Source organism: Pseudactinotalea suaedae, assembly GCF_009733815.1.
In the GTDB taxonomy this organism is placed as follows: Bacteria; Actinomycetota; Actinomycetes; order Actinomycetales; family Beutenbergiaceae; genus Pseudactinotalea; species Pseudactinotalea suaedae.
This window is the reverse complement of record NZ_WNXY01000001.1, coordinates 160,329-180,729: the sequence shown is the minus strand read 5'-3', so window position 1 is coordinate 180,729 and position 20,401 is coordinate 160,329. Positions and strand designations below refer to the sequence as shown.

General features: G+C 72.7%; 20 protein-coding genes. 1 reads left to right on the top strand and 19 read right to left on the bottom strand.

The genetic code is table 11. The annotated features are described in order from the left end of the window. The first annotated feature begins 3 nt into the window (after window positions 1-3). Window positions 4-1,257 (top strand): aminotransferase class I/II-fold pyridoxal phosphate-dependent enzyme, encoded by a 1,254-nt coding sequence (locus GPA04_RS00875; RefSeq protein WP_156221392.1) that lies wholly within the window; start codon window positions 4-6, stop codon window positions 1,255-1,257. Between the two features lie 4 nt (window positions 1,258-1,261). Here GPA04_RS00875 and GPA04_RS00870 read toward each other — a convergent pair whose 3' ends face one another. The 19 genes from GPA04_RS00870 to mraZ all read right to left on the bottom strand — a co-directional run bounded on the left by GPA04_RS00870 (window position 1,262) and on the right by mraZ (window position 20,086). Further along, window positions 1,262-1,753 carry a GNAT family N-acetyltransferase gene (locus GPA04_RS00870; protein ID WP_156221390.1) on the bottom strand — a complete coding sequence of 164 codons (492 nt, stop codon included), beginning with the start codon at window positions 1,751-1,753 and terminating at the stop codon, window positions 1,262-1,264. Next, a complete protein-coding gene (locus tag GPA04_RS00865; protein WP_156221388.1) occupies window positions 1,750-2,667 on the bottom strand; it encodes an RluA family pseudouridine synthase in 918 nt (305 codons plus the stop codon). The genes GPA04_RS00870 and GPA04_RS00865 overlap by 4 nt, the downstream gene beginning before the upstream one ends. A gap of 3 nt (window positions 2,668-2,670) precedes the next feature. After that, window positions 2,671-3,276: a signal peptidase II gene (locus GPA04_RS00860; RefSeq protein WP_241680513.1), complete on the bottom strand. Its 606-nt coding sequence runs from the start codon at window positions 3,274-3,276 to the stop codon at window positions 2,671-2,673. Between the two features lie 16 nt (window positions 3,277-3,292). Next, on the bottom strand, window positions 3,293-3,982 hold the full coding sequence (locus GPA04_RS00855; RefSeq protein WP_156221384.1) for a DivIVA domain-containing protein: 690 nt from the start codon (window positions 3,980-3,982) through the stop codon (window positions 3,293-3,295). Between the two features lie 67 nt (window positions 3,983-4,049). Continuing rightward, complete coding sequence (locus GPA04_RS00850; RefSeq protein WP_156221382.1) at window positions 4,050-4,346, bottom strand: YggT family protein; 297 nt, start codon at window positions 4,344-4,346, stop codon at window positions 4,050-4,052. A gap of 12 nt (window positions 4,347-4,358) precedes the next feature. After that, entirely contained in the window at window positions 4,359-4,838 is a 480-nt protein-coding gene (locus tag GPA04_RS00845; protein WP_156221380.1) for a cell division protein SepF, read from the bottom strand. 100 nt (window positions 4,839-4,938) lie between these two features. After that, entirely contained in the window at window positions 4,939-6,144 is a 1,206-nt protein-coding gene (ftsZ, locus tag GPA04_RS00840; protein WP_156221378.1) for a cell division protein FtsZ, read from the bottom strand. 174 nt (window positions 6,145-6,318) lie between these two features. After that, the gene (locus GPA04_RS00835) at window positions 6,319-7,089 is read right to left on the bottom strand and encodes a cell division protein FtsQ/DivIB (RefSeq protein ID WP_156221376.1); all 771 of its coding nucleotides are present in this window, start codon (window positions 7,087-7,089) and stop codon (window positions 6,319-6,321) included. Then, window positions 7,086-8,498, bottom strand: coding sequence for a UDP-N-acetylmuramate--L-alanine ligase (gene murC / locus GPA04_RS00830; RefSeq protein ID WP_156221374.1), 1,413 nt, complete (start codon window positions 8,496-8,498; stop codon window positions 7,086-7,088). The genes GPA04_RS00835 and murC overlap by 4 nt, the downstream gene beginning before the upstream one ends. Then, window positions 8,495-9,652, bottom strand: coding sequence for a UDP-N-acetylglucosamine--N-acetylmuramyl-(pentapeptide) pyrophosphoryl-undecaprenol N-acetylglucosamine transferase (locus tag GPA04_RS00825; RefSeq protein WP_156221372.1), 1,158 nt, complete (start codon window positions 9,650-9,652; stop codon window positions 8,495-8,497). Before GPA04_RS00825 ends, murC begins: the two co-directional genes overlap by 4 nt. Then, a complete protein-coding gene (locus tag GPA04_RS00820; RefSeq protein WP_156221370.1) occupies window positions 9,645-10,967 on the bottom strand; it encodes an FtsW/RodA/SpoVE family cell cycle protein in 1,323 nt (440 codons plus the stop codon). Before GPA04_RS00820 ends, GPA04_RS00825 begins: the two co-directional genes overlap by 8 nt. Further along, window positions 10,964-12,451 (bottom strand): UDP-N-acetylmuramoyl-L-alanine--D-glutamate ligase, encoded by a 1,488-nt coding sequence (murD, locus tag GPA04_RS00815; protein ID WP_241680512.1) that lies wholly within the window; start codon window positions 12,449-12,451, stop codon window positions 10,964-10,966. The genes GPA04_RS00820 and murD overlap by 4 nt, the downstream gene beginning before the upstream one ends. Continuing rightward, window positions 12,448-13,530, bottom strand: a complete 1,083-nt coding sequence (gene mraY / locus GPA04_RS00810; RefSeq protein WP_156221368.1) for a phospho-N-acetylmuramoyl-pentapeptide-transferase — start codon at window positions 13,528-13,530, stop codon at window positions 12,448-12,450. Before mraY ends, murD begins: the two co-directional genes overlap by 4 nt. Further along, window positions 13,527-14,945, bottom strand: a complete 1,419-nt coding sequence (locus GPA04_RS00805; RefSeq protein WP_156221366.1) for a UDP-N-acetylmuramoyl-tripeptide--D-alanyl-D-alanine ligase — start codon at window positions 14,943-14,945, stop codon at window positions 13,527-13,529. The genes mraY and GPA04_RS00805 overlap by 4 nt, the downstream gene beginning before the upstream one ends. Continuing rightward, window positions 14,942-16,129: a glutamate ligase domain-containing protein gene (locus GPA04_RS00800; RefSeq protein WP_156221364.1), complete on the bottom strand. Its 1,188-nt coding sequence runs from the start codon at window positions 16,127-16,129 to the stop codon at window positions 14,942-14,944. Before GPA04_RS00800 ends, GPA04_RS00805 begins: the two co-directional genes overlap by 4 nt. A 51-nt stretch (window positions 16,130-16,180) precedes the next feature. Continuing rightward, a complete protein-coding gene (locus tag GPA04_RS00795) occupies window positions 16,181-18,040 on the bottom strand; it encodes a peptidoglycan D,D-transpeptidase FtsI family protein (RefSeq protein WP_156221362.1) in 1,860 nt (619 codons plus the stop codon). A gap of 7 nt (window positions 18,041-18,047) precedes the next feature. Next, window positions 18,048-18,461 carry a cell division protein FtsL gene (gene ftsL / locus GPA04_RS00790; RefSeq protein WP_156221360.1) on the bottom strand — a complete coding sequence of 138 codons (414 nt, stop codon included), beginning with the start codon at window positions 18,459-18,461 and terminating at the stop codon, window positions 18,048-18,050. Next, a complete protein-coding gene (rsmH, locus tag GPA04_RS00785; protein ID WP_366464211.1) occupies window positions 18,458-19,426 on the bottom strand; it encodes a 16S rRNA (cytosine(1402)-N(4))-methyltransferase RsmH in 969 nt (322 codons plus the stop codon). Before rsmH ends, ftsL begins: the two co-directional genes overlap by 4 nt. Before the next feature lie 231 nt (window positions 19,427-19,657). Continuing rightward, entirely contained in the window at window positions 19,658-20,086 is a 429-nt protein-coding gene (mraZ, locus tag GPA04_RS00780) for a division/cell wall cluster transcriptional repressor MraZ (RefSeq protein WP_156221357.1), read from the bottom strand. Between the last annotated feature and the right edge of the window lie 315 nt (window positions 20,087-20,401).

Sequence of the window (20,401 nt, the reverse complement as noted above, 5' to 3'; positions counted from 1 at the left end):
CGCATGAGACCAGCGGGACCGTGGCGCGCCGCCGCAGCAGCAGCCGGACTGCTCGGCCAGGACGGTGTGGTGCGTCCCACGATCTTCGCCGAGATGTCCGCTCTCGCGCTCGCCACCGGCGCCGTCAACCTCGGTCAGGGGTTCCCCGACGACGACGGACCGGAGTCGGTCAAGCGCGTCGCCGCGGACGCAATCCTGGGTGGCGTCAACCAGTACCCGCCCGGGGCCGGGATCCCCGCGCTGCGGCGGGCGATCGCCGCGCACCAGGCGCGGCACTACGGGATCGACATCGACGTCGAGCGGGAGATCCTCGTGACGACCGGTGCGACCGAGGCGATCGCTGCGGCGCTGCTCGCCCTCGTAGAGCCGGGTGCGGGTGTCCTGACGCTCGAGCCGTTCTACGACGCCTACGGCGCCCTGATCGCGCTCGCCGGCGGTGAGCACGTGACCGTGCCGCTGGTCCCGACCGCGGACGGGTTCCGCCCCGACCTGTCGGCGCTGGCGGAGGCCGCCGCGCGGCCGGGTGTGCGGGTGCTGCTGCTCAACACCCCGCACAACCCCACGGGCGCGGTGCTGCGGCCGGCCGAGCTGCGCGCCGTGGCGGAGGCGGCGCTCCGCCACGACCTGCTCGTGGTGACCGACGAGGTCTACGAGCACCTGACCTTCGACGGCGTCGCCCACGTCCCGATCGCGACACTGCCCGGGATGGCGGAGCGGACCCTGACGATCTCCTCGGTCGGCAAGACCTTCTCCTTCACCGGCTGGAAGGTGGGCTGGGTCAGCGGACCAGCCGAGCTGGTCGACGCGGTCCGGTCGGTCAAGCAGTTCCTCACCTACGTCTCGGGCGCACCGTTCCAGCCGGCGGTCGCGCACGCGCTCGACCTGGAGACGCTGGACCCCTCCGCCGACCCCGAGGCAGGTTTCGTCGCCGAGCTGGCGGCGTCGCTGGCGCAGCGGCGCGACCTCCTCACGGGCGCGCTGGAGCAGGCCGGCATGACCCCGCTCCGGCCCGAGGGCACCTACTTCGTCATCGCGGACGCGGCGGCCCTGATCGCACGACTCGGGCTGGCCGACGCCGCCGCGCTGTGCCGCGCGCTGCCCGAGCTGTGCGGGGTGGTCGCGGTGCCGGTCTCCGCGTTCACGCGACCGGGCTCGGTGACCGACGCGGCACTGCGCCATCACGTGCGGTTCACGTTCACGAAGTCGGAGGCCACCCTCGAGGAGGCTGCGCTCCGGCTGCCGAGGCTGCGGGCGTGAGCCGTCAGGCCCGCAGGACCTTCGACGCGTCCCGGTGCCAGATCCGAGCGTCGAGGTAGCGCTCGGCCGCGATCCGGTAGCCCAGCACCTCGTAGAAGGGGATCGCCGTCTCCTGGGCGGACAGCTCGACGCGCACCGAGCGGCCGGCGCCGTCGGCCACGGCGTGCTCGGTGAGGGCAGCGCGCTCGATCTCGGCCATCAGCGCACGCCCGACCCCCAGCCCCCGGCCCGTGCGTCGCACCGCCACCCGGCCGACGTGCACGACCCCCGGGTGCGCCGGGTCGGTCAGCAGCCGCGCGGTCCCCACCGGGGTGCCGTCGGGCGCCACCGCCAGCACGTGGGTGGTCGTGGCGAGCGCGTCGAGGCCGTCGTGCTCCTCGGCCGGCGTGACACCCTGCTCGCCGACGAACACCTCCTCGCGGATCTCGAGGGCCGCCACCATGTCGCGGTCGCCCTCCGGGGTGCCGGGCACGATCCTCCGCACGGTCACGCTCATCCGGCGAGCACCTCCAGGGCATGCTGCAGGTCGGCCGGGTACTCGCTGGTGACCTCGGTCCACAGACCGGTGCGCGGGTGGTCGAACCCGAGCCGCATGGCGTGCAGCCACTGCCGCGTCAGGCCCACCTCCTCGGCGAGCACCGGGTCCGCGCCGTAGGTGAGGTCACCCACGCACGGGTGCCCGATCGCCGAGCTGTGAACCCGGATCTGGTGGGTGCGGCCGGTCTCCAGCCGGATCTCCAGCAGGCTCGCGGCCCGCAACCCCTCGAGGGTCTCGTAGTGCGTGACGCTGGGCTTGCCGTCGCTGACGACCGCCCACCTGTAGTCGTGCGTCGGGTGCCGACCGATCGGCGCGTCGATCGTGCCCCTGGTCGGGTCCGGGTGGCCCTGCACGAGGGCGTGGTAGATCTTCGCGACCGTGCGCTCCTTGAACGCGCGCTTGAGCACCGTGTACGCGAGGTCGCTCTTGGCGACGACCATCAGACCCGAGGTCCCGACGTCGAGCCGGTGCACGATCCCCTGCCGCTCGGCGGGTCCGGACGTCGAGACCCGGTAGCCCGCAGCGGCGAGCCCGCCGATCACGGTCGGGCCCGTCCAGCCAGGACTCGGGTGCGCAGCGACCCCGACGGGCTTGTCGACGACCACGACGTCCTCGTCGTCGAGCATCACGCGCATCCCGGGGATGGGCTCGGGAGGCGTTGTCGCCACGTCGGGGTCCGGCAGCTCGATCTCGAGCCAGGATCCGGGCAGCAGCCGGTGCGACTTGCCGACGACCACGCCGTCGACCTCGATCGCGCCCGCCTCGGCGAGCTCGGCGACCTTCGTCCGGCTCAGCCCGAGCAGCCGCGCGAGCGCGGCGTCCAGGCGCTCACCGGCGAGACCGTCGGGAACCGGCAGGGAGCGGACCGGCATCGCTCAGCTCGCATCCTTCTCGACGGCGGTGGGCTCGTCGACCTCGTCCGTCTCGTCGGTCTCGCCGGTGTCGCCTGTTCTGTCGCTGCTCTCCTGCGGCGCCGCGTGGCGGGTGCCGTCGATCCCGATGCCCAGGAACGCCAGCAGGGCCATCGCGACCGCGGCGAGCACGATGGCGATGTCGGCGACGTTGCCGACGAACCAGCCGTTGTAGTTGAGGAAGTCGACCACGTGGCCCTGCGGGAAGCCTGGGTCGCGGAACAGCCGGTCACCGAGGTTGCCCAGGTTGCCCCCGAGCAGCGCGCCGAGCGCGAAGGCCCAGCCGCGGGAGCCGATCTTGCGCGAGATCCGGACGATCACCACGGCCACCGCGATCGCGACGATCGTGAAGATCCACGTGCTCCCGGTCGCGAACGAGAACGCTGCGCCGGGGTTGAACACCAGCATCAGGCCGAAGTACTCGCCGAGCAGCGGCACGTAGTCGCCGGGCGTCAGCCGCTCCACCGCCAGCACCTTGGTGACCTGGTCCACGACGAGGACGCCGGCCGCCAGCAGCCCGAGGGCCACCAGCAACCGGCGTCGTCGCGGTTCGTGGTGCGGGGCGCTCACGCCCGCGGAGATCCCGTCACGGACGGCGGATCTCGGAGTCGGACCCGACGCCGGCCGAGCCGCGGCCCTCGACGTCGTTGAGCAGGCCCTCGAGGTAGCTCTTCAGACGGGTGCGGTAGTCGCGCTCGAACACACGCAGCTCGTCGATCTTGCGCTCGAGGAGCGAACGCTCGCCCTCGAGCTGGCCGAGCGTGCGGTTGCGCTGCTCCTCGGCCTCGCGGGCGACCCGCTCGGCCTCCGCGCGAGCCTCACCGAGGATGCGGTCGGCCTCGGCGCGACCGTTGCTGACGTACTCGTCGTGGACGCGCTGCGCGAGCGCGATCAGACCGGTGGCCGACTCCGGCTCACCCGCCGACGTCGCGGAGGGGGCGACCTGCGAGATCGGCGCGGGGGCGGCCTGCACGGCCGGCTCGACCGCGGCGTCCTCGGGCTCGGCCGCGTCCTCGACGGGCGCGTCCTGGACGGCCGGCATCTGCTGCGTCTGCTGATCGCCGGCGGGTGCCGCAGGAGCGGCTCCAGCCTCGTCGGCGCGCCGCTCGGCGGCCTCGAGCTTCGCCTTCAACTCGGCGTTCTCAGCGTCACGCGCACGGAGCGTGTTGACGACCTCGTCCAGGAAGTCGTCGACCTCGTCCTGGTCGTATCCCTCACGGAACTTGGTCGGCTGGAACTTCTTGTTGAGGACGTCGTCTGCTGTCAGCAGCGCCATGTCGTCACCTCGGTGTCATTCGTCGTTCGGCGGGTTGCCAGGGATCACGCTAGCTCATAACGGAGGGCTAGAACCGCATCATCAGGTTGCTGAGCAGCGCCAACCCGAGCGAGCAGGCGATCATGACCAGCAGGAACGCCAGGTCCAGGGCCACCCCGCCGATGCGGAGCGGCTTGATGCGAGCCCGCAGCCAGCGCAGCGGCGGGTCGGTGACCGTGTAGACCGCTTCCGCGACCACGAGACCCACACCGCTGGGCTTCCAGTCGCGCGCGAAGACCTGGATCCACTCGAAGACGAGACGGATCAGCATCATCACGACGAACAGCAGCAGCAGCAGGTAGGCGATGCCGAAGACCCACCTCATCGGTGATACGGCTCAGCTCTGGTTGAAGAAGCGCGCGTGCGTGACCTCGGGCTCCGAGGACTCCGCGGCGATCTCCACGGTCGACGGGGAGAGCAGGAACACCTTGTTCGTGACCCGCTCGATCGCACCACGCAGCCCGAACACCAGGCCTGCCGAGAAGTCGACGAGACGCTTCGCCTCGCCGTCGGACATGTCGGTGAGGTTCATGATCACGGGCGTGCCGGACCGGAACGCCTCGCCGATGACCTTGGCGTCGTTGTAGTTGCGGGGGTGCACGGTGGTGATCCGACGCAGCGGACCGCCGTCGAACCGTGCAGCGGCCCGGTTGATCGGTGTCACCTCGGCGCTCATGGCGGGCTCCTCGTCCTCCTCGTAGCTGTCCTCGTAGGACGGCTCGTCGGCGTAGTGCTGAACCTCCTCCGAGCGCTCCTGCTCGCGGTCGGCCTCGGACAGGCCGAGGTACAGCATCGTCTTGCGCAGCGCTCCGGCCATGCCTACTCCCAATGAACGTCGGTACGTCTCGTGTCTCGCACGCTAGACCAGCGGTCCGGCGCCTCACCGCAGCGGCTGCGGCGTGTCGCCGCCGAGCCGGTTACTTCAGGAAGTCGGGGATGTCGAGGTCGTCGGCAGCGGGGCGACGCCGCGGCTGCTCCTCGACCACCGGGGGCACCTCGACCGGCTGCTGGACCCGGGTCGGCACCGCCTCGGTCTCCGCCGTGCGCGGCGCGGCGACGTCCTCGACGACCGGGTCGTCCGCCGGCTCGATGACGGCGGGAGCCGTGCGCACCGCACCGGTCGGGAGCTCGGTCCGTCCCGCGCTGGCGCCGCGAGGGCCGTTGGTGGCGCCGGGTGCCGCGTTGTCGAAGCCCGCCGCGATGACGGTGACCCGCACCTCGTCGCCGAGCGCGTCGTCGATGACCGCACCGAAGATGATGTTCGCCTCGGGGTGAGCGGCTTCCTGCACGAGCCGGGCCGCCTCGTGGATCTCGAAGAGCCCCAGGTCGCTGCCGCCCTGGATCGAGAGCAGGACGCCGTGCGCGCCGTCGATCGAGGCCTCCAGCAGCGGCGAGGAGATCGCCAGCTCGGACGCCTGCACGGCGCGGTCGTCGCCGCGCGCCGAACCGATGCCCATCAGCGCGGAACCGGCGCCCTGCATGACGGACTTGACGTCGGCGAAGTCCAGGTTGATCAGGCCCGGGGTGGTGATGAGGTCGGTGATGCCCTGGACACCGGAGAGCAGCACCTGGTCGGCCGACTTGAACGCGTCGAGGACCGAGACGTTCCTGTCGCTGATGCTGAGCAGCCGGTCATTCGGGATCACGATCAGGGTGTCGACCTCGGCGCGCAGCGCGTCGATACCGGCATCGGCCTGCACGCCGCGGCGACGGCCCTCGAAGGTGAACGGCCGCGTGACCACGCCGATCGTCAGGGCGCCGAGCGAGCGCGCGATCTTGGCGACCACGGGCGCGCCGCCGGTGCCGGTGCCGCCGCCCTCGCCGGCGGTGACGAAGACCATGTCGGCGCCGCGGAGCACCTCTTCGATCTCCTCGGAGTGGTCCTCCGCGGCCTTCTTGCCGACCTCGGGGTCCGCGCCCGCGCCGAGCCCACGGGTGAGCTCACGACCGACGTCGAGCTTGACGTCGGCGTCGCTCATCAGCAGCGCTTGTGCGTCGGTGTTGACGGCGATGAACTCCACGCCCTTCAAACCGACGTCGATCATGCGGTTGACGGCGTTCACTCCGCCGCCGCCGATGCCGACCACCTTGATGACCGCCAGGTAGTTCTGGGGTGCCGCCACGTCTGTCCCTCTCGCCGGTTCCTGCTCGGACATCTCGATCTCTCAACCTTCAACCTCAACCTGAGGGTGAGAGTTATGTCATTTCTGATCGCGTTGACGGTAGGTGCGGGACCAGCATCAGACAACGACCGCGCCGGGCGTGTCGCGCGCCGGTCACCCAGATCGTGCTCGGCGTCAGCGCGTGATGGGGCTGAGCGGGGCGGAGACGTCGTACAGCTCGGCCTGGACCTGCAGCAGGCTCTCGAGCACCGCGGCCTTGAGCTCGTTCTCCTCCGCGCTCCCCCAGATCACGCGTGCGCCGTCCTCGAGCACGAACTCGACCTCGTGCGCCGTCGAGGCCGAGGCCGAGGCGACCTGCTCCAGGATGGTCGTGGGCAGCGAGGCCATCACCTCGAGCACCGCGGTGAGCGCGTCGGCGGTGACGTCGGTGCCCACCGGCACCTCGACGACCGGCACGCCGTCGGGAGCCTCGGCGGTGCTCGTCAGCTCGGTGCCCTCGGCGTCCAGGAGCACGTAGCCATCCTCGGCCTGCACGCTCGCGACCGGCACCCGGGGTTCCACGGTGATCACCAGCCCGTGCGGGAAGTCCCGCTCCACGGTGACCTCGCGCACGCCGACGACACCCAGCAGGTCCTGGCGCAGGGCGGGTGCGTCGAGCCGCAGCAGCGGCTGCCCCTCGTACGGGGCGACGACGGCGAGCACCTCCTCGGTGCTGGCGATCTCGGTCGTCCCGCTCACCTGCACGTCCTCCACGCGCAGCGCGACGACCGGGGAGACCAGCAGCACGTAGCCGGCCGCCGCGATCAGCACGACGGCCACCGCCGCGGCGACGATCGCGCGGATCCGCAGCCGGCGGCGTGCACGCTGCCGCTCCGCCAGCCGATCGGTCAGCCCGCTGATCACCCGGGGCTCGTCGCCCTCGGGATCCCGCTGACGGTCCGTCATCCGCGCGCCCTCTCCTCGAGGGCAGCCATGATCACGTCGGCGAGCTCGGTGACGTCGCCGGCACCGATCGTCATGACGAGGTCACCGGGCCGGGCGAGCGCGGCGACCGTGCGCGCCGCCTCGAGCCGGTCGGGCTCGTACCGCGAACCGGGCAGCCGGTCGGTGATCAGCGCCGAGGTCACACCGGGCCGCGGTTGCTCCCGCGCCCCGTAGATCGCGGTCAGCACCACCTCGTCGGCGTCGACGAGCCCCTCGGCGAACTCCGCCGCGAAGTCGAGGGTGCGCGAGTACAGGTGCGGCTGGAACAGCACCACGAGCCTGCCCTCCCCCGCGGCCCGGCGCCCGGTCGCGACCGCCGCCGCGACCTTGGTGGGGTTGTGCGCGTAGTCGTCGACGACGCGCACGCCCGCCACGGTGCCACGGTCCTGGAACCGGCGGGCGGTGCCCTCGAACGTGCCGAGCGCCTGCGCCATCAGGGCGGCGTCGACGCCGAGCTCGACGCCGGCGCACCAGGCGGCAGCCGCGTTGCGCACGTTGTGCTCCCCGGGCACCGCCAGCGTGAGCACGACCGGTTGCGGCTCGCCGGCGGTGTCCGCAGGCGCAGCGACGCTGCGCAGGGTCGCGACCGACCCCGCGGGTCCGAGGTCGCCGATCTCGATCCGCACGTCGGCGTCGGCGCTGGTGCCGTAGGTCTGCACGCGGACACCTGCAGCACGAGCGCTGGCGGCGAGCCGCGCCGAGCCCGGGTCGTCGGCGCACGCGACCAGCAGCCCGCCGCTGCGGATCGTGCCCGCGAACTCGACGAACGCCGCCTCGAAGGCCGCCGCCGTGCCGTAGTGGTCGAGGTGGTCGGGCTCGATGTTCGTCACCACGCCGATGCGGGGGGCGTACCGCAGGAACGAGCCGTCGGACTCGTCCGCCTCGGCCACGAACGCGCGGCCGCCGCCGAGGTGCGCCCCGGTGCCGAGCGCGAGCACGGTGCCGCCGATCGCGAACGAGGGGTCGGCACCCGCGGCCTGCAGCGCGACCGCGAGCATCGCCGAGGTGGTGGTCTTGCCGTGCGCACCGGCGACCGCGACGACGTCGAGCCCGGTCGCGGCCTGCGCGAGCGCCGTCGACCGGTGGATCACCTCGATGCCGGCCGCCCGCGCGGCCGCGACCTCGGGGTTGTCCTCGCGCACGGCACTGGTCACGACGACCTGCGCCGCGCCGTCGACGTGCTGCGCGTCGTGACCGACCCAGATCCGCGCCCCGAGCCCGCGCAGCCGCGCCAGGTTGGCCGACTCGCGTGCGTCCGAGCCGCTGACCGCTGCGCCGCGGGCCAGCACGAGCTCGGCCACGACCGACATCCCCGCCCCGCCGATACCGACGAAGTGGACGCGACCGGACGAGGCTGGTGCCTCGCTCACAACCGGTTCCCGGTCGCGATCACGCGCTCGACGAGGTCGGCGAGACGGGCCGCGCCGTCACGCACGCCGACGGCGGACGCCCGTTGCCCCATCGCGCGGAGCCGAGCGGTGTCGGACAGCAGCGGTGCGACGTGCTGCCGCACCCACTCCGGGGTGAGGTCGGCATCGGCCACCAGCACGCCGCCACCTGCGGACACCACGCCGCTCGCGTTCAGCCGCTGCTCGCCGTTGCCGATCGGCAGCGGCACGTACACGGCCGGGATCCCGAGCGCCGCGAGCTCGCACACGGTCCCGGCGCCCGCGCGGCCCACGACGAGGTCGGCACAGGCCAGGCCGTGCTGCATGTCGTCGAGGTAGCTGAGCACGCGATAGTCGTCGGCGGCCACGCCGGCCGCCGCGGTGACCTCGTGCACCGCTCGGCGGGTGTCGTCGTCCTTGCCGGCGCCGGCCAGGTGCAGCACCTGGGCGCCCGTCGCGAGCAGGTCGACCGCAGCAGCGGCCAGCGAGCCGTTGATCCGTGCCGCGCCGAGCGAACCACCGGTCACCAGCAGCACCGGTCGATCGGGGTCGAGGTTCAGTGCGGCGGCACCGTTCCGCCGTGCTGCGGCCGGGTCGGCCGCGCGGGCGGCGACGAGATCGGCGATCGCCGAGCGCAGCGGCAGCCCCACCACGGTGGCACCGGGGAGCTTGGTGCCGGCGAACGTGACGGCGACGGCGCTCGCGAACCGCGCACCGAGCCTGTTGGCGAGCCCGGGGCGGGCGTTCTGCTCGTGCACGACGACCGGGACCCCTGCGCGCCGGGCGGCGATGTAGGCGGGTGTCGCGACGTAGCCGCCGAACCCGACGACCGCGTCGGCCTTGCCCTCGCCCCCGGTGCCGGAGATCGCCGCCTCCGCCGCGGCGACGGCGCGGCGCCAGCGTCCCGGGAACCGCAGCACGTCCATCGAGGGGCGGCGCGGCAGCGGTACCCGCGGCAGCTCGGCGAGCTCGATGCCCGCGGCGGGGATCAGCTCGGCCTCCAGCCCGGTCGCGGTGCCCAGGGCGAGCAGCCGGCCGCCGGGGTGCCGCCTGCGGAGCTCCTCCGCCAGCGCCAGCAGCGGGTTGACGTGCCCGGCGGTCCCGCCCCCGGCCAGGACGATCCTCGGCTCAGCCACGGGCACGAGAACGGCGCAGCTGCGGCGCCAGCACGGCGAGCGAACGACGCACCGAGCCCCGGCGCGCGGCGAACGCCTCCCGCGCCCCCGGCTCGGAGCGCGCGAACGCCAGCAGGATGCCGAGCGCGGCGAGCGTCGTGATCAGCGAGGAACCACCGGCGGACAGCAGCGGCAACGGGACGCCGATGACCGGCAGCACCCCGATGACCACGCCGATGTTGACGAAGGCCTGCCCCACGATCCAGGCGCCGAGCGCGGCCGCGGTGATCTTGACGAACCGGTCGGGGTGGCGCTTGACCACGCGGGTGATCCCGATCGCGAGGGCGACGAACAGCAGGATGACCAGCAGCGTGCCGAGCAGCCCGAGCTCCTCGCCGATGATCGCGAAGATGTAGTCGTCCTGCGCGGCCGGGAGCCCGCGCCACTTGATCCGGGAGGCGCCGAGCCCCACACCGGACAGGCCGCCCGAGCCGAGCGCCTCGAGGGCGCGGTCGGGCTGGAAGGAGTCGACCGCGTGCGAGTCCTGGCCGAGCCCGAGGAACTGCATGATCCGTTCCCGCCGGTTCCGTGAGGAGAACACGAGGAACCCCGCCGCAGCGGCGGCGAACGAGCTGAGCAGCACGAACAACGAGGCCGGCACCCCGGCCACCCACAGCGCACCCGCGACCAGCGCCATCAGGATGAGCGCGGTGCCGAGGTCGTGCCCGTAGAGCACCAGGCCCAGGAACGCGCCCGCGACCAGTACCCCGGGGACCAGGGCGTGGCGCCACTGCCGCAGCAGGTCGCCCTTGGTCGCGAGCACCGCGCCGAGCCAGATCGCGAGGCCGAGCTTGGCGAACTCGCTGGGCTGGAACGTGCCGATGCCGGGCAGGCTGACCCAGTTGGTGTTGCCGCCCACGCGCACCGCGAGCGAGGGGATGAACAGCAGCGCCTGCATGCCGAGCGCGCCGGCGAGGATCAGCCAGGCGAGCTTGCGGAACCACTCCGGCTTGAAGCGCGAGGCGACCAGCGCCAGCGGCACCCCGATCGCCGCGAAGGTGAGCTGGTCGAGGAAGTCGGTGAAGGGCGTGGCGCCGCCGCTCTTGTTCAGCGAGTCCACCATCGACGCCGAGAGCACCATCACCAGCCCGAGCAGGAGCAGCAGCAGTCCCGCCCCGCCGATCAGGTAGTAGCTCGTGGTCGGGGACGCCCAGGCCGCCGTGCGCCACTCCGCGAACCGTGACGTCTCGGTCTGCTTGCGCCGCCTCGTCGCGGTCGAGCGGGAGGTCGACGTCGCGCCGGTGCGGCGCCGCGCCCCGACGCCGACCGCGGTCATCCGCGTCGAGCGAGGGCGCGGACGGCGTCCGCGAACGCCTCGCCCCGGTGGGCGTAGGAGCTGAACTGGTCCATCGAGGCGGACGCCGGCGCGAGCAGCACGACGTCGCCCGGCTGTGCCAGGCGCGCGGCAGCGGAGACGGCGGCGGTCATCACCTCATGCTCGCCCGGCTCGATCCGAACGTGCGGGATGTGCGCCGCGTGTCGTGCCAGCGCCTCCAGCATCGCCTCGGCGTCGACACCGATCACGACGACGGCGCGGAGCCGGTCCACGCGCTCGCTGACCAGGTCCTCGAACCGGGCGCCCTTGGCGAGCCCACCGGCGATCCACACGCCGCGTCCGGGTTCGACCGAGGCGAGCGAGGCCGAGGCGGCGTGCGCGTTCGTGGCCTTGGAGTCGTCGACGTAGCTCACGCCGTCGACGTCCGCGACGTGCTGGATACGGTGCGCCCCGCCCTCGTAGGTGCGCAGCCCGTACGCGACGTGCTCGGGCGCCAGGCCTGCGGCGCGGGCCATCGCCGCGGCGGCGAGGGCGTTGCTGACCACGTGCGGAGGCACCGCACCGGACCCGCCGCCCGGTGCCAGGTGCGCGAGGTCCGCCAGCTCGGCGACGACCTGCCCGTGCGTCTGCCTGTTGTCGATGAAGGCGCGGTCCACGAGGTGCGACTCGACCAGGCCCAGCTCGGCCACCCGCGGGGCCTGCAGCGTGAACCCGACCGCCCGCGCACCCTCGCGCACCTCGGCGGCCTCGACCATGCGCAGGGTCTTCTCGTCGGCGCTGTTGTAGACGCACGCGACGCGGCTGCGCTGGTACACGCGCGCCTTGTCGTCCCAGTACGCCTGGGCGGTGCCGTGCCAGTCGAGGTGGTCGTCGGTGAAGTTGAGGCACGCGCTCGCCAGCGGCGAGACCGAGTGGGTGAAGTGCAGCTGGAAGCTCGAGAGCTCGACGGCGAGCCCGTCGAGCGCCCGACCACCCGAGCGCGCGTTGAGCACCGTCGTCGAGACCGGGGTCCCCACGTTGCCGACGGCGGGCGCGTGCCACCCGGCCGCGGCGAGCTGGGAGGCGAGCATGCCCACCGTCGTGGTCTTGCCGTTGGTCCCGGTCAGCGTCAGCCACTGCGTGGCGGCGCGGTCGATCCGCCACGCGAGCTCGATCTCGCTCCACACCTCGGCCCCGGAGCCGAGCGCACGGGTGAGCACCGCGTTGTGCGGCGGCACCCCGGGTGAGGCCACGAGCACCGCCGGGGTGCGGTCGCCGACCTTCTCCGCCAGCCTCTCGGCGTCCGCGTCAGCCACGATGTCCACGCCGCGGGGCAGGTCCGCACCCTCGGCCTCGCCGGCGTCGGGGACGGCGACGGTGACGCGGGCGCCGACCTCGTGCAGCACGGTGGCGGCGGCGCGACCGGAGGCGCCGAGCCCGACGACGACCACCCGCACCCCGGCGAGCGCGTCGATCTGCTGCACGTCCTGCTCCGCGGAGCTCACTGGGCGATCCACTCGGCGTAGAACAGCGCGAGCCCGACGGCGACGAACAGCACCTGGATCACCCAGAACCGCACGACGATGGTGACCTCGCCCCAGCCCATCAGCTCGAAGTGGTGGTGCAGCGGCGCCATCTTGAACACGCGTTTGCCGGTCATCTTGAACCACCCGATCTGGATCACGTCCGAGAGGATCACCAGCACGAACATGCCACCGATGATGGCCCCGAGGATCTCGGTCCGGGTGAGGATGGTGAGGCCCGCGAGGGCGCCACCGAGCGCCAGCGCCCCGGTGTCGCCCATGAAGATCTTCGCCGGCGAGGCGTTCCACCAGAGGAACCCGATGCACGAGCCCACGATGGCGGCCGCGACGATCGAGAGGTCCTGCGGGTCACGGACCTCGTAGCAGGACGGTCCCGCCTGGCTGAGCACCTGGCAGCTCTGGTTCGACTGCCAGATCGTCAGGATCACGTAGGCCCCGAAGACCAGGGCGCTCATGCCGGTCGCCAGCCCGTCGAGGCCGTCGGCCAGGTTGACGGCGTTCGACCAGGCGGTGATGAGGAAGTTCGACCAGATCACGAACAGCACCAGACCCACGGCGACACCCGCGAAGGCCAGGTCGATGCCGAGGTCGCGGATGAAGGAGATGTGCGTGCTGGCCGGGGTGCGGAAACCCTCGTTCGGGAACTGCAGCGCCAGCACCGAGAACGTGATGCCCACCGCTCCCTGGCCGATGATCTTCGCCAGCGGCGACAGGCCCAGCGAGCGCTGCCGGGTGATCTTGGTGAAGTCGTCGAGGAACCCGATCAGCCCGAGGCCGACCATGAGGAACAGCAGCAGCAGCCCGGAGGCGTTGGGCCCGCGCCCGGCCGCCAGGTACGCCACGGCGTAGCCGACGAGGGTCGCTCCGATGATGACGACGCCACCCATGGTGGGCGTGCCGCGCTTGGTGAAGTGCGCGGTCGGGCCGTCCTGCCGGATGAACTGGCCGTAGTTGCGGCGCACCAGGAAGCGGATGAACAGCGGGGTCCCGAACAGCGCGACCGCGAGCGAGACGGCTCCCGCGACGATGACGGCGATCACTCGGCACCCACCAGGTCAGGCCAGGCAGGGCTGGTGAGAGCGTCGCTCAGCCGGTACAGGCCGGTGCCGTTGGAGGCCTTGACGAGGACGACGTCGCCGGGGCGCAGCAGGGTCGTCAGCAGCGCGCGCGCCTCGTCGACGTTCTCGGCGTAGACGGCGCTGCCGCCGCCCGCGAGCACCTCGTCCAGCGCCGGTTGCGCCTCCTCCCCCACGACGACGACCTCGGCGATGCCCAGCTCGCGCGCGTATCGCCCGATCTCGGCGTGCTCGCGGGCCGACTCGGGTCCGAGCTCGAGCATCTCGCCGATCACGGCGACGCCGCGGCGCCCGGTCGTGGTCATCGACGCCAGCGCGGCCAGCGCGGCCCGCATCGAGGTCGGGTTGGCGTTGTACGCGTCGTCGATGACACGGACGCCTCCCGGGGTGTCGGTCACCTGCATCCGGTGCGGGCTGCTCGGTCCTACGGACGCCAGCGTCGCCGCGACCTCCTCGAGCGGTCGTCCGAGGTGCAGCGCGACGGCGGCGGCGGCGAGCGCGTTCGTGACGTGGTGGTCGCCCGTGAGGGCGAGGCGGACGCGCTGCCGCCCCTGGGCCGTGACCAGGGTGAGCTCGGCGTGGCCGTCGGGACCGGTGCTGACGTCGACCGCCCGGACCTGGGCCGACTCGGAGCGACCGAAGGTGAGCACGTTCTCGGCGAGGCGCGCCATGCCGAGCACGCGAGCGTCGTCGGCGTTGAGGACGGCCAGACCACCCGGGACGAGACCCTGCACCAGCTCGGCCTTCGCCGTCGCGACGCCCTCGATCGAGCCGAAGCCGCCGAGGTGGGCATGGCCGACGATCAGCTCGACCGCGATGTCGGGCGGCGCGACCGAGGTCAGGAAGGTGAGGTTCCCGGGGGCGTCGGCGCCCATCTCCAGGACCAGCACGCGGGTGTCGTGGTCGGCGCGCAGCACGGTCAGCGGCAGCCCGATCTCGTTGTTGAAGGACGCCACCGGCGCGACGAGCCCGCCCAGTGGGCTGAGCAGCTCGGCCAGCAGGTCTTTCGTGGTGGTCTTGCCGACCGAGCCGGTGATCCCGACGACGACGACGTCGCCCGCCGCGCGCAACCGGCTCAGCACGTCGCGGGCCAGGTCGGCCAGGGCGGCGGCGCTGTCCGTGACCCGCAGGTACGGCAGCGGGGCCTGCGGCAGGTCGCGGGAGACCAGCGCGGCGGCGGCGCCTGCGGCGGCGGCCGCCTCGAGGTAGTCGTGGCCGTCGACGTGCTCACCGGGGAGCGCGACGAACAGACCGCCCGGCACGACGGCCCGGGAGTCGATGGCGACCGAGGTGACGGTGACGCCGTCCGCGGCCGTGACGGGGCCACCGAGCGCGCCCCCGGTGATGGTGGCGACCTCGGCGAGGGTGAGTGCGATCATCCGGCAGCCGCGTGCCGCTGGGCGATGCCGGCACGCACCTCCTCGCGGTCGTCGAGGTGCTCGCGCTCGCCGGCGACCAGGATCGAGGTCAGGTGACCGCGCCCCGCCACCAGCACGGTGTCGTCACGGCCCGCCAGCGCCACCGCGGCGCGGATCGCGGCGCGGCGCGGTGAGACCTCGGTCAGGCTGGTGGCGCCGGCCTCGCGGGCGGCGGCGAGCACGTCGGCGCGCACCGCTGCCGGGTCGTCGTCGATCCCGTAGTCGTCGTCGGTGACCACGATCGAGTGGGCGGCCGCAGCAGCGGCGCGTCCGATCGCGCGTCGGGTCTCGGGGTCGTCGCTCGCACGAGCCGACAGCACCACGATGAGCTTGCCCTTGGTGGTCTTGCGCAGCGGCAGCAGCGCGCGGCTGAGCCGTGCGGGGTTGTGCGCGATGTCGACGATGACCCGGGGGCGGTCCGCGACGCGCTCGATGCGGCCGGGCACGACGGGGCGCAGACCGTGCGGGAGCACGTGCGCGATCGTGCTGCCCAGGACGCCGGTCTCCATCACCGACGCCAGCGCGAGCGCGGCGTAGCCGACCGAGAAGCGCGTGGGGATCCACAGGGCGGTCGAGACGCTGCGACCGGTGCGGTGCGTGAGGGTGAACTCGATGTGGTCCGCGCGGGCGGCGTTGATGCTGATCTGCCAGTCGGCGTCCTGGTCGTGCGGCAGGCTGCCCACGGTGATCGCACCGGGGACGCGACGAGCGAGCTCGACGCCGGCCTGGTCGTCGACGAGGACGAGCGCACGCCCGGCGGCGGTCAGGACCGCCTCGATCTGGGCGAGGTGCTCCTCGTAGCGATCGCCCTCGACCGCGGGGTCGAGGTGCGTGAAGGCCGCGACATCGATATGCCGGCCCTGCGCCGCGCCGGTGGACAGCTCGTGCCAGCGCAGCTCGACGATGGTGTCGTCGATACGGGCCTCGTCGGCTCGCCGGAGCAGCGCGGCGATGTCGGGCTGGGTGTCCCGCTCGACCGGGGCGCGCTCGGAACCGACCTTGAGCTCGACCGTGCTGAAGATCGCGGTGCTCCGCCCGAGGGCGGCAGCGACGTGGTCGAGCAGGTAGCAGGTGGTGGCCTTGCCGGTGCTGCCGAGGACGGCGAAGGTGCGCCGGACGTCGTCAGGGCTGGCCGGGGTGCTCATGTGCGCGAATCTACCCGTTCGTCGTGAAGGTCTGGGGAGGGTGGACGGGCGTCAGCCCTGGTCCTGCTCGGGTGCGAGCGGGAACGGGTCCGCGGGCTCCCCGGAAGGAGCGATCCCGAGATCCGGGAGCGTGAACGCCGCCACGTCGTGGAACACGGGAGCGGCGATCGTGCCACCGAAGAAGCCGGAGGTGGGCTTGTAGATGACGACGCCGACCGTGATCTGCGGATCGTCCGCCGGGGCGACCCCGACGAACGAGGCGGTCGTCGCGGTGATGCCGCCCGCGCCGTCGGCGGTCTGCGCCGTACCGGTCTTGCCGGCGACCCGGTAGCCCTCGACCTCGGCACGCTCACCGGTGCCGCCGTCGCCCACGACGGACTCGAGCATGCGGATCATCGTCGCCGAGCTCTCGGGCGAGACCACCTGGACCGGGTCGGACGTCTCGTTCGGCACGAAGGCGCCGTCGCAGGTCCAGCCGTCGACGAGCACCGGGTCGACGTGCATGCCCTGGTTGCCGATCGTGTTGAACACGCCGGTGTTCTGCAGCAACGAGACGGCCAGGCCCTGGCCGAACATCGTGGTGAAGCGGGTGCGGCCGTCCCACTCCTGCGGCGGGCGCAGCTGGCCGCTGGACTCGTTCATGTTCAGCCCCGGGCTGGTGGTCCAGCCCATCCGCTGCATGTACTCGTAGCGGGTCTGGTCGCTCATCAGGTTGCCGATGTTGACCGTGCCGGTGTTCGCGGACTCGGCCAGCACGCCCGCCGGGTAGAGCAGCTGGTCGGGGTGCTCGGTGTGGTCGCGGAAGGTCTGCCCGTCGATCGTCATCCGGTACGGGTCCTCGATGACGCTCGACGGCGTGATCACGCCCTCCTCGAGCGCGGACAGCACCGTGAGCACCTTGCCCGTGGAGCCGGGCTCGTAGGAGGCCTGCAGGGCGGGCGAGAGCATCTGGCCGTCGACGCCGAGTCGGTGCGTGGGCGGGTCGGCCGGGTCGTAGGGGTTGGAGTCGGCGAGCGCGAGCAGCCGGCCGGTCTCGGTGTCCATCACGACGACCGCGCCCCACTCGGCTCCGTACTTGTTCACCGCCTCGGTGATGACCTTCTCGGCGTTGTACTGGATGTCGAGGTCGATCGTGAGGTGGATGTCGCACCCCGGCACCGCGGGGGTCTCCGAGCGGCTGCCGGTCGGGATCAGCTGACCGGCTGCGCCGAGCTCGTAGGTCTGCTCGCCGTCGGTGCCGGTGAGCAGGCCTCCGTACACCGACTCGATGCCCGTGGTGCCGTCGCCCTCGGCGTTGACCCAGCCGAGCAGCGGCCCCGCCACGGTCCCGTTCGGATAGGTGCGGGTGTTGTTGGCCTCGTCGGAGAAGCCCGGGATCTTGAGCGCTGCGACCTGTTGCCGGACCTCGGCGCTGACCTCACGTGCGAGCACGAAGTACTTGCGACCCTGCGTGGTGCCCGGGTCGCCGACGAGCCGGGCGCCGAGCTCGTTGACGCTGAGCCCGAGGATCGGCGCGAGCTGCTGGGCGAGCGCCGTGGCGCCGCGGCCGATCACGTTGCCCTCGTCGTCCTTGAGCACGTAGGTGGGCACCAGGTCGAGGTCGAGGATGAGGTTGTAGGTGGAGACCGAGGTGGCGAGCACGTTGCCGCCGGCGTCGAGGATCTCCCCGCGCGGGGCCACGAGCAGGCTCGTGAAGCTGCGCGCCTCGGTCGCGGTCTCCGCGAGGGCCGGGCCGGCGATGGTCTGGACGTAGACCAGCCGGCCCGCGAAGACCGCCGAGATCGCGAGCACGATCGACAGGATCACGTTCTGCCGCTTGTCGTGCCGGACCTGCTTCTTCGCGGCGCTCGGCCTGGGTGGCGTCGGCCGCGCCGCTCGCCGCTGCTTGCCCCGGTGCTCGTTGGCTGCCACGCGCGACTCAGTCCTCCGGTTCGGCGACGAGCTCCGCCGCGGGTCCGGTGATGCTGCCGTCCTCGAGGTGGATGTAGCTCAAGCCTTCCGCAGGAACCATCCCGAGCCCGGTAGCCGCGACGGCGAGTTGCGTGGGTGAGGACATCTCCACGAACCGGTCCGAGAGGATCTGCTCGGTCTGGGTGAGCTGGGCCAGCTCCACCTGCCGCTCGCTGATCGTGTACGCGGTGGTCGCCATCAGGGTGTTCAGGGCGAGCGCGCCGAGCATGGCGCCGCCGAGGATCGCGGTGCACAGCAGCAGGAAGGGCAGCCGCGACCGCGCCTGGGCGGGTGCGCGGACGAGCCGCAGCCGCGGTCGCCACGACGGCTGTGCGGACGGGCGGGCGGGACGGGCCGGTGCCCGCAACGGCATCGCGCTCATGCTGCCTTCTCCTCGCGGTCGCGGGTGATCTCGGCCGCACGCAGACGCACCGAGGTGGATCGGGGGTTCGCCGCCTGCTCGGACTCCGTGGCGACCTCGGCGCCGTGGGTCAGCAGCCGCAGGTAGGGCCGGTGCTCGGGGAGCTCGACCGGGATCCCGGGCGGGGTGCGGGAGGTGGCACCGGCCGCGAAGGCCCGCTTGACGATGCGGTCCTCGAGCGACTGGTAGGCCATCACCACGAGGCGGCCGCCGACGGTGACCGCCGCGATCGCCTCGGGGACCGCGTGCGCCAGCACCTCGAGCTCGGCGTTGACGGCGATCCGCAGCGCCTGGAAGGTGCGCTTGGCGGGGTTGCCGCCGCGCCGCCGAGCAGCGGCGGGGATCGAGTCCCGCACGAGGTCGGCGAGCTGAGCGGTCCGCACCACCGGGTCGGTGTCGCGGCGGGCGACGATCGCCGAGACGATCCGGCCCGCGAACTTCTCCTCGCCGTAGCTGAGCAGGATGCGTCGGAGCTCGCGCTCGGATGCCTGCGCGAGCAGCTCGGCGGCCGTGATGCCGGTGCTGGTGTCCATCCGCATGTCGAGCGGGCCGTCCTGCGCGTAGGCGAAGCCGCGGTCGGCGACGTCGAGCTGCATCGAGGAGACACCGAGATCCATCAGCACCGCCTGGGCGCGCCCGTGATCGGTGTGCTCGGCAAGCACGTCCCTGATCTGGTCGTAGGTGGCGTGCGCGGCCACGAAGCGGTCGCCGAACCGGGCGAGCCGCTCCCCCGCGAGCTGCAGCGCGGCGGGGTCGCGGTCGATGCCGATGACGCGCACGCCGTCGAACCGCTCCAGCACCAGCTCGCTGTGACCGCCGAGCCCGAGCGTGGCGTCGACCAGCACCGGCTGCGGGTGCTCCGGGCTCGGCACCAGCGCCGGCCCCAGCAGCTCGATGCAGCGCTCGGCGAGCACCGGCACGTGCAGGGACGCTGTGTCCCTGCTCGCTGGCTGCTCTGGCTGCTGCTGCACGGTGTGGTCCTGCTCGATCGGGCCGGCGGGTGGTCGGGTACGGCTGGGGATGGGTGGTGCGGTCGTGCGGAGTGGTTGGTCGGGGGGCCCCTCCGCCGCCCGACCAGGACTCCCCCCGGGGAGCTCTGGCGCCGGGGAAGTGCGCCAGAGCTTCGGTGAGAGACCTCGTCGTGCGGAGGTAGACGGCTAGAGACCGGGCACCACCTCGTCCGTGATCTGTGCGTAGGAGTCCTCCTGCGCCCGCAGGTAGTCGTCCCAGGCGGTCGCGTCCCAGATCTCGACCTTGGAGCCGGACCCGATGACGGCGAGGTCGCGCTCGAGCCCGGCGTACTTGCGCAGGATCGCCGGGATCGTCACGCGCCCCTGGCGGTCCGGCACGTCGTCGGTGGCGCCGGAGAGGAACACGCGCATGTAGTCGCGGGCCTGCTTGGAGGTGAGGGGCGCCTGCCGGAGCTGGTCGTGGATCTGCTCGAACTCCGAGCGCGGGAACGCGTAGAGGCAGCGCTCCTGGCCGCGGGTGAGCACGATGCCGCCGGCCATCTGGTCGCGGAACTTCGCGGGCAGGATCAGCCGCCCCTTGTCGTCGAGCCGCGGCTCGTAGGTGCCAAGAAACACGTGTCCCACCCCCTTCCGGCGCCGTCCGAGCGGATGCACTGCCAGCCAGATTCATCCCGCTGCCACCACATTACTCCACTTTCCTCCCCCAGGACAGGATCCGGCGCACGAAACGCGCCCGATCTCGACCGAACTCGCAGGTCAGCGCGGTGGTGCGGTGTGGAGGGAATCGACCGAACGCGCGGCTCGCGTGTGCCGACCTCGCCGCTGCGGGCGCTCCAGCCGGGCACGCCCGCCTCGCGCGGCGCCGCCCGGCGCCTCGCGAGGACGCCGGGGGCGCCGTCGGCACGGCCGATGTGGAGGGAAGTGGGGGAC

What these genes read in the sequence shown, in the direction of transcription:
- GPA04_RS00875 (WP_156221392.1), top strand. Translation starts at nt 4, where the DNA reads ATGAGACCAGCGGGACCGTGGCGCGCCGCCGCAGCAGCAGCCGGACTG.
- GPA04_RS00870 (WP_156221390.1), bottom strand. Translation starts at nt 1,753, where the DNA reads ATGAGCGTGACCGTGCGGAGGATCGTGCCCGGCACCCCGGAGGGCGAC.
- GPA04_RS00865 (WP_156221388.1), bottom strand. Translation starts at nt 2,667, where the DNA reads ATGCCGGTCCGCTCCCTGCCGGTTCCCGACGGTCTCGCCGGTGAGCGC.
- GPA04_RS00855 (WP_156221384.1), bottom strand. Translation starts at nt 3,982, where the DNA reads ATGGCGCTGCTGACAGCAGACGACGTCCTCAACAAGAAGTTCCAGCCG.
- GPA04_RS00850 (WP_156221382.1), bottom strand. Translation starts at nt 4,346, where the DNA reads ATGAGGTGGGTCTTCGGCATCGCCTACCTGCTGCTGCTGCTGTTCGTC.
- GPA04_RS00845 (WP_156221380.1), bottom strand. Translation starts at nt 4,838, where the DNA reads ATGGCCGGAGCGCTGCGCAAGACGATGCTGTACCTCGGCCTGTCCGAG.
- GPA04_RS00835 (WP_156221376.1), bottom strand. Translation starts at nt 7,089, where the DNA reads ATGACGGACCGTCAGCGGGATCCCGAGGGCGACGAGCCCCGGGTGATC.
- GPA04_RS00820 (WP_156221370.1), bottom strand. Translation starts at nt 10,967, where the DNA reads ATGACCGCGGTCGGCGTCGGGGCGCGGCGCCGCACCGGCGCGACGTCG.
- GPA04_RS00805 (WP_156221366.1), bottom strand. Translation starts at nt 14,945, where the DNA reads ATGATCGCACTCACCCTCGCCGAGGTCGCCACCATCACCGGGGGCGCG.
- GPA04_RS00800 (WP_156221364.1), bottom strand. Translation starts at nt 16,129, where the DNA reads ATGAGCACCCCGGCCAGCCCTGACGACGTCCGGCGCACCTTCGCCGTC.
- ftsL (WP_156221360.1), bottom strand. Translation starts at nt 18,461, where the DNA reads ATGAGCGCGATGCCGTTGCGGGCACCGGCCCGTCCCGCCCGCCCGTCC.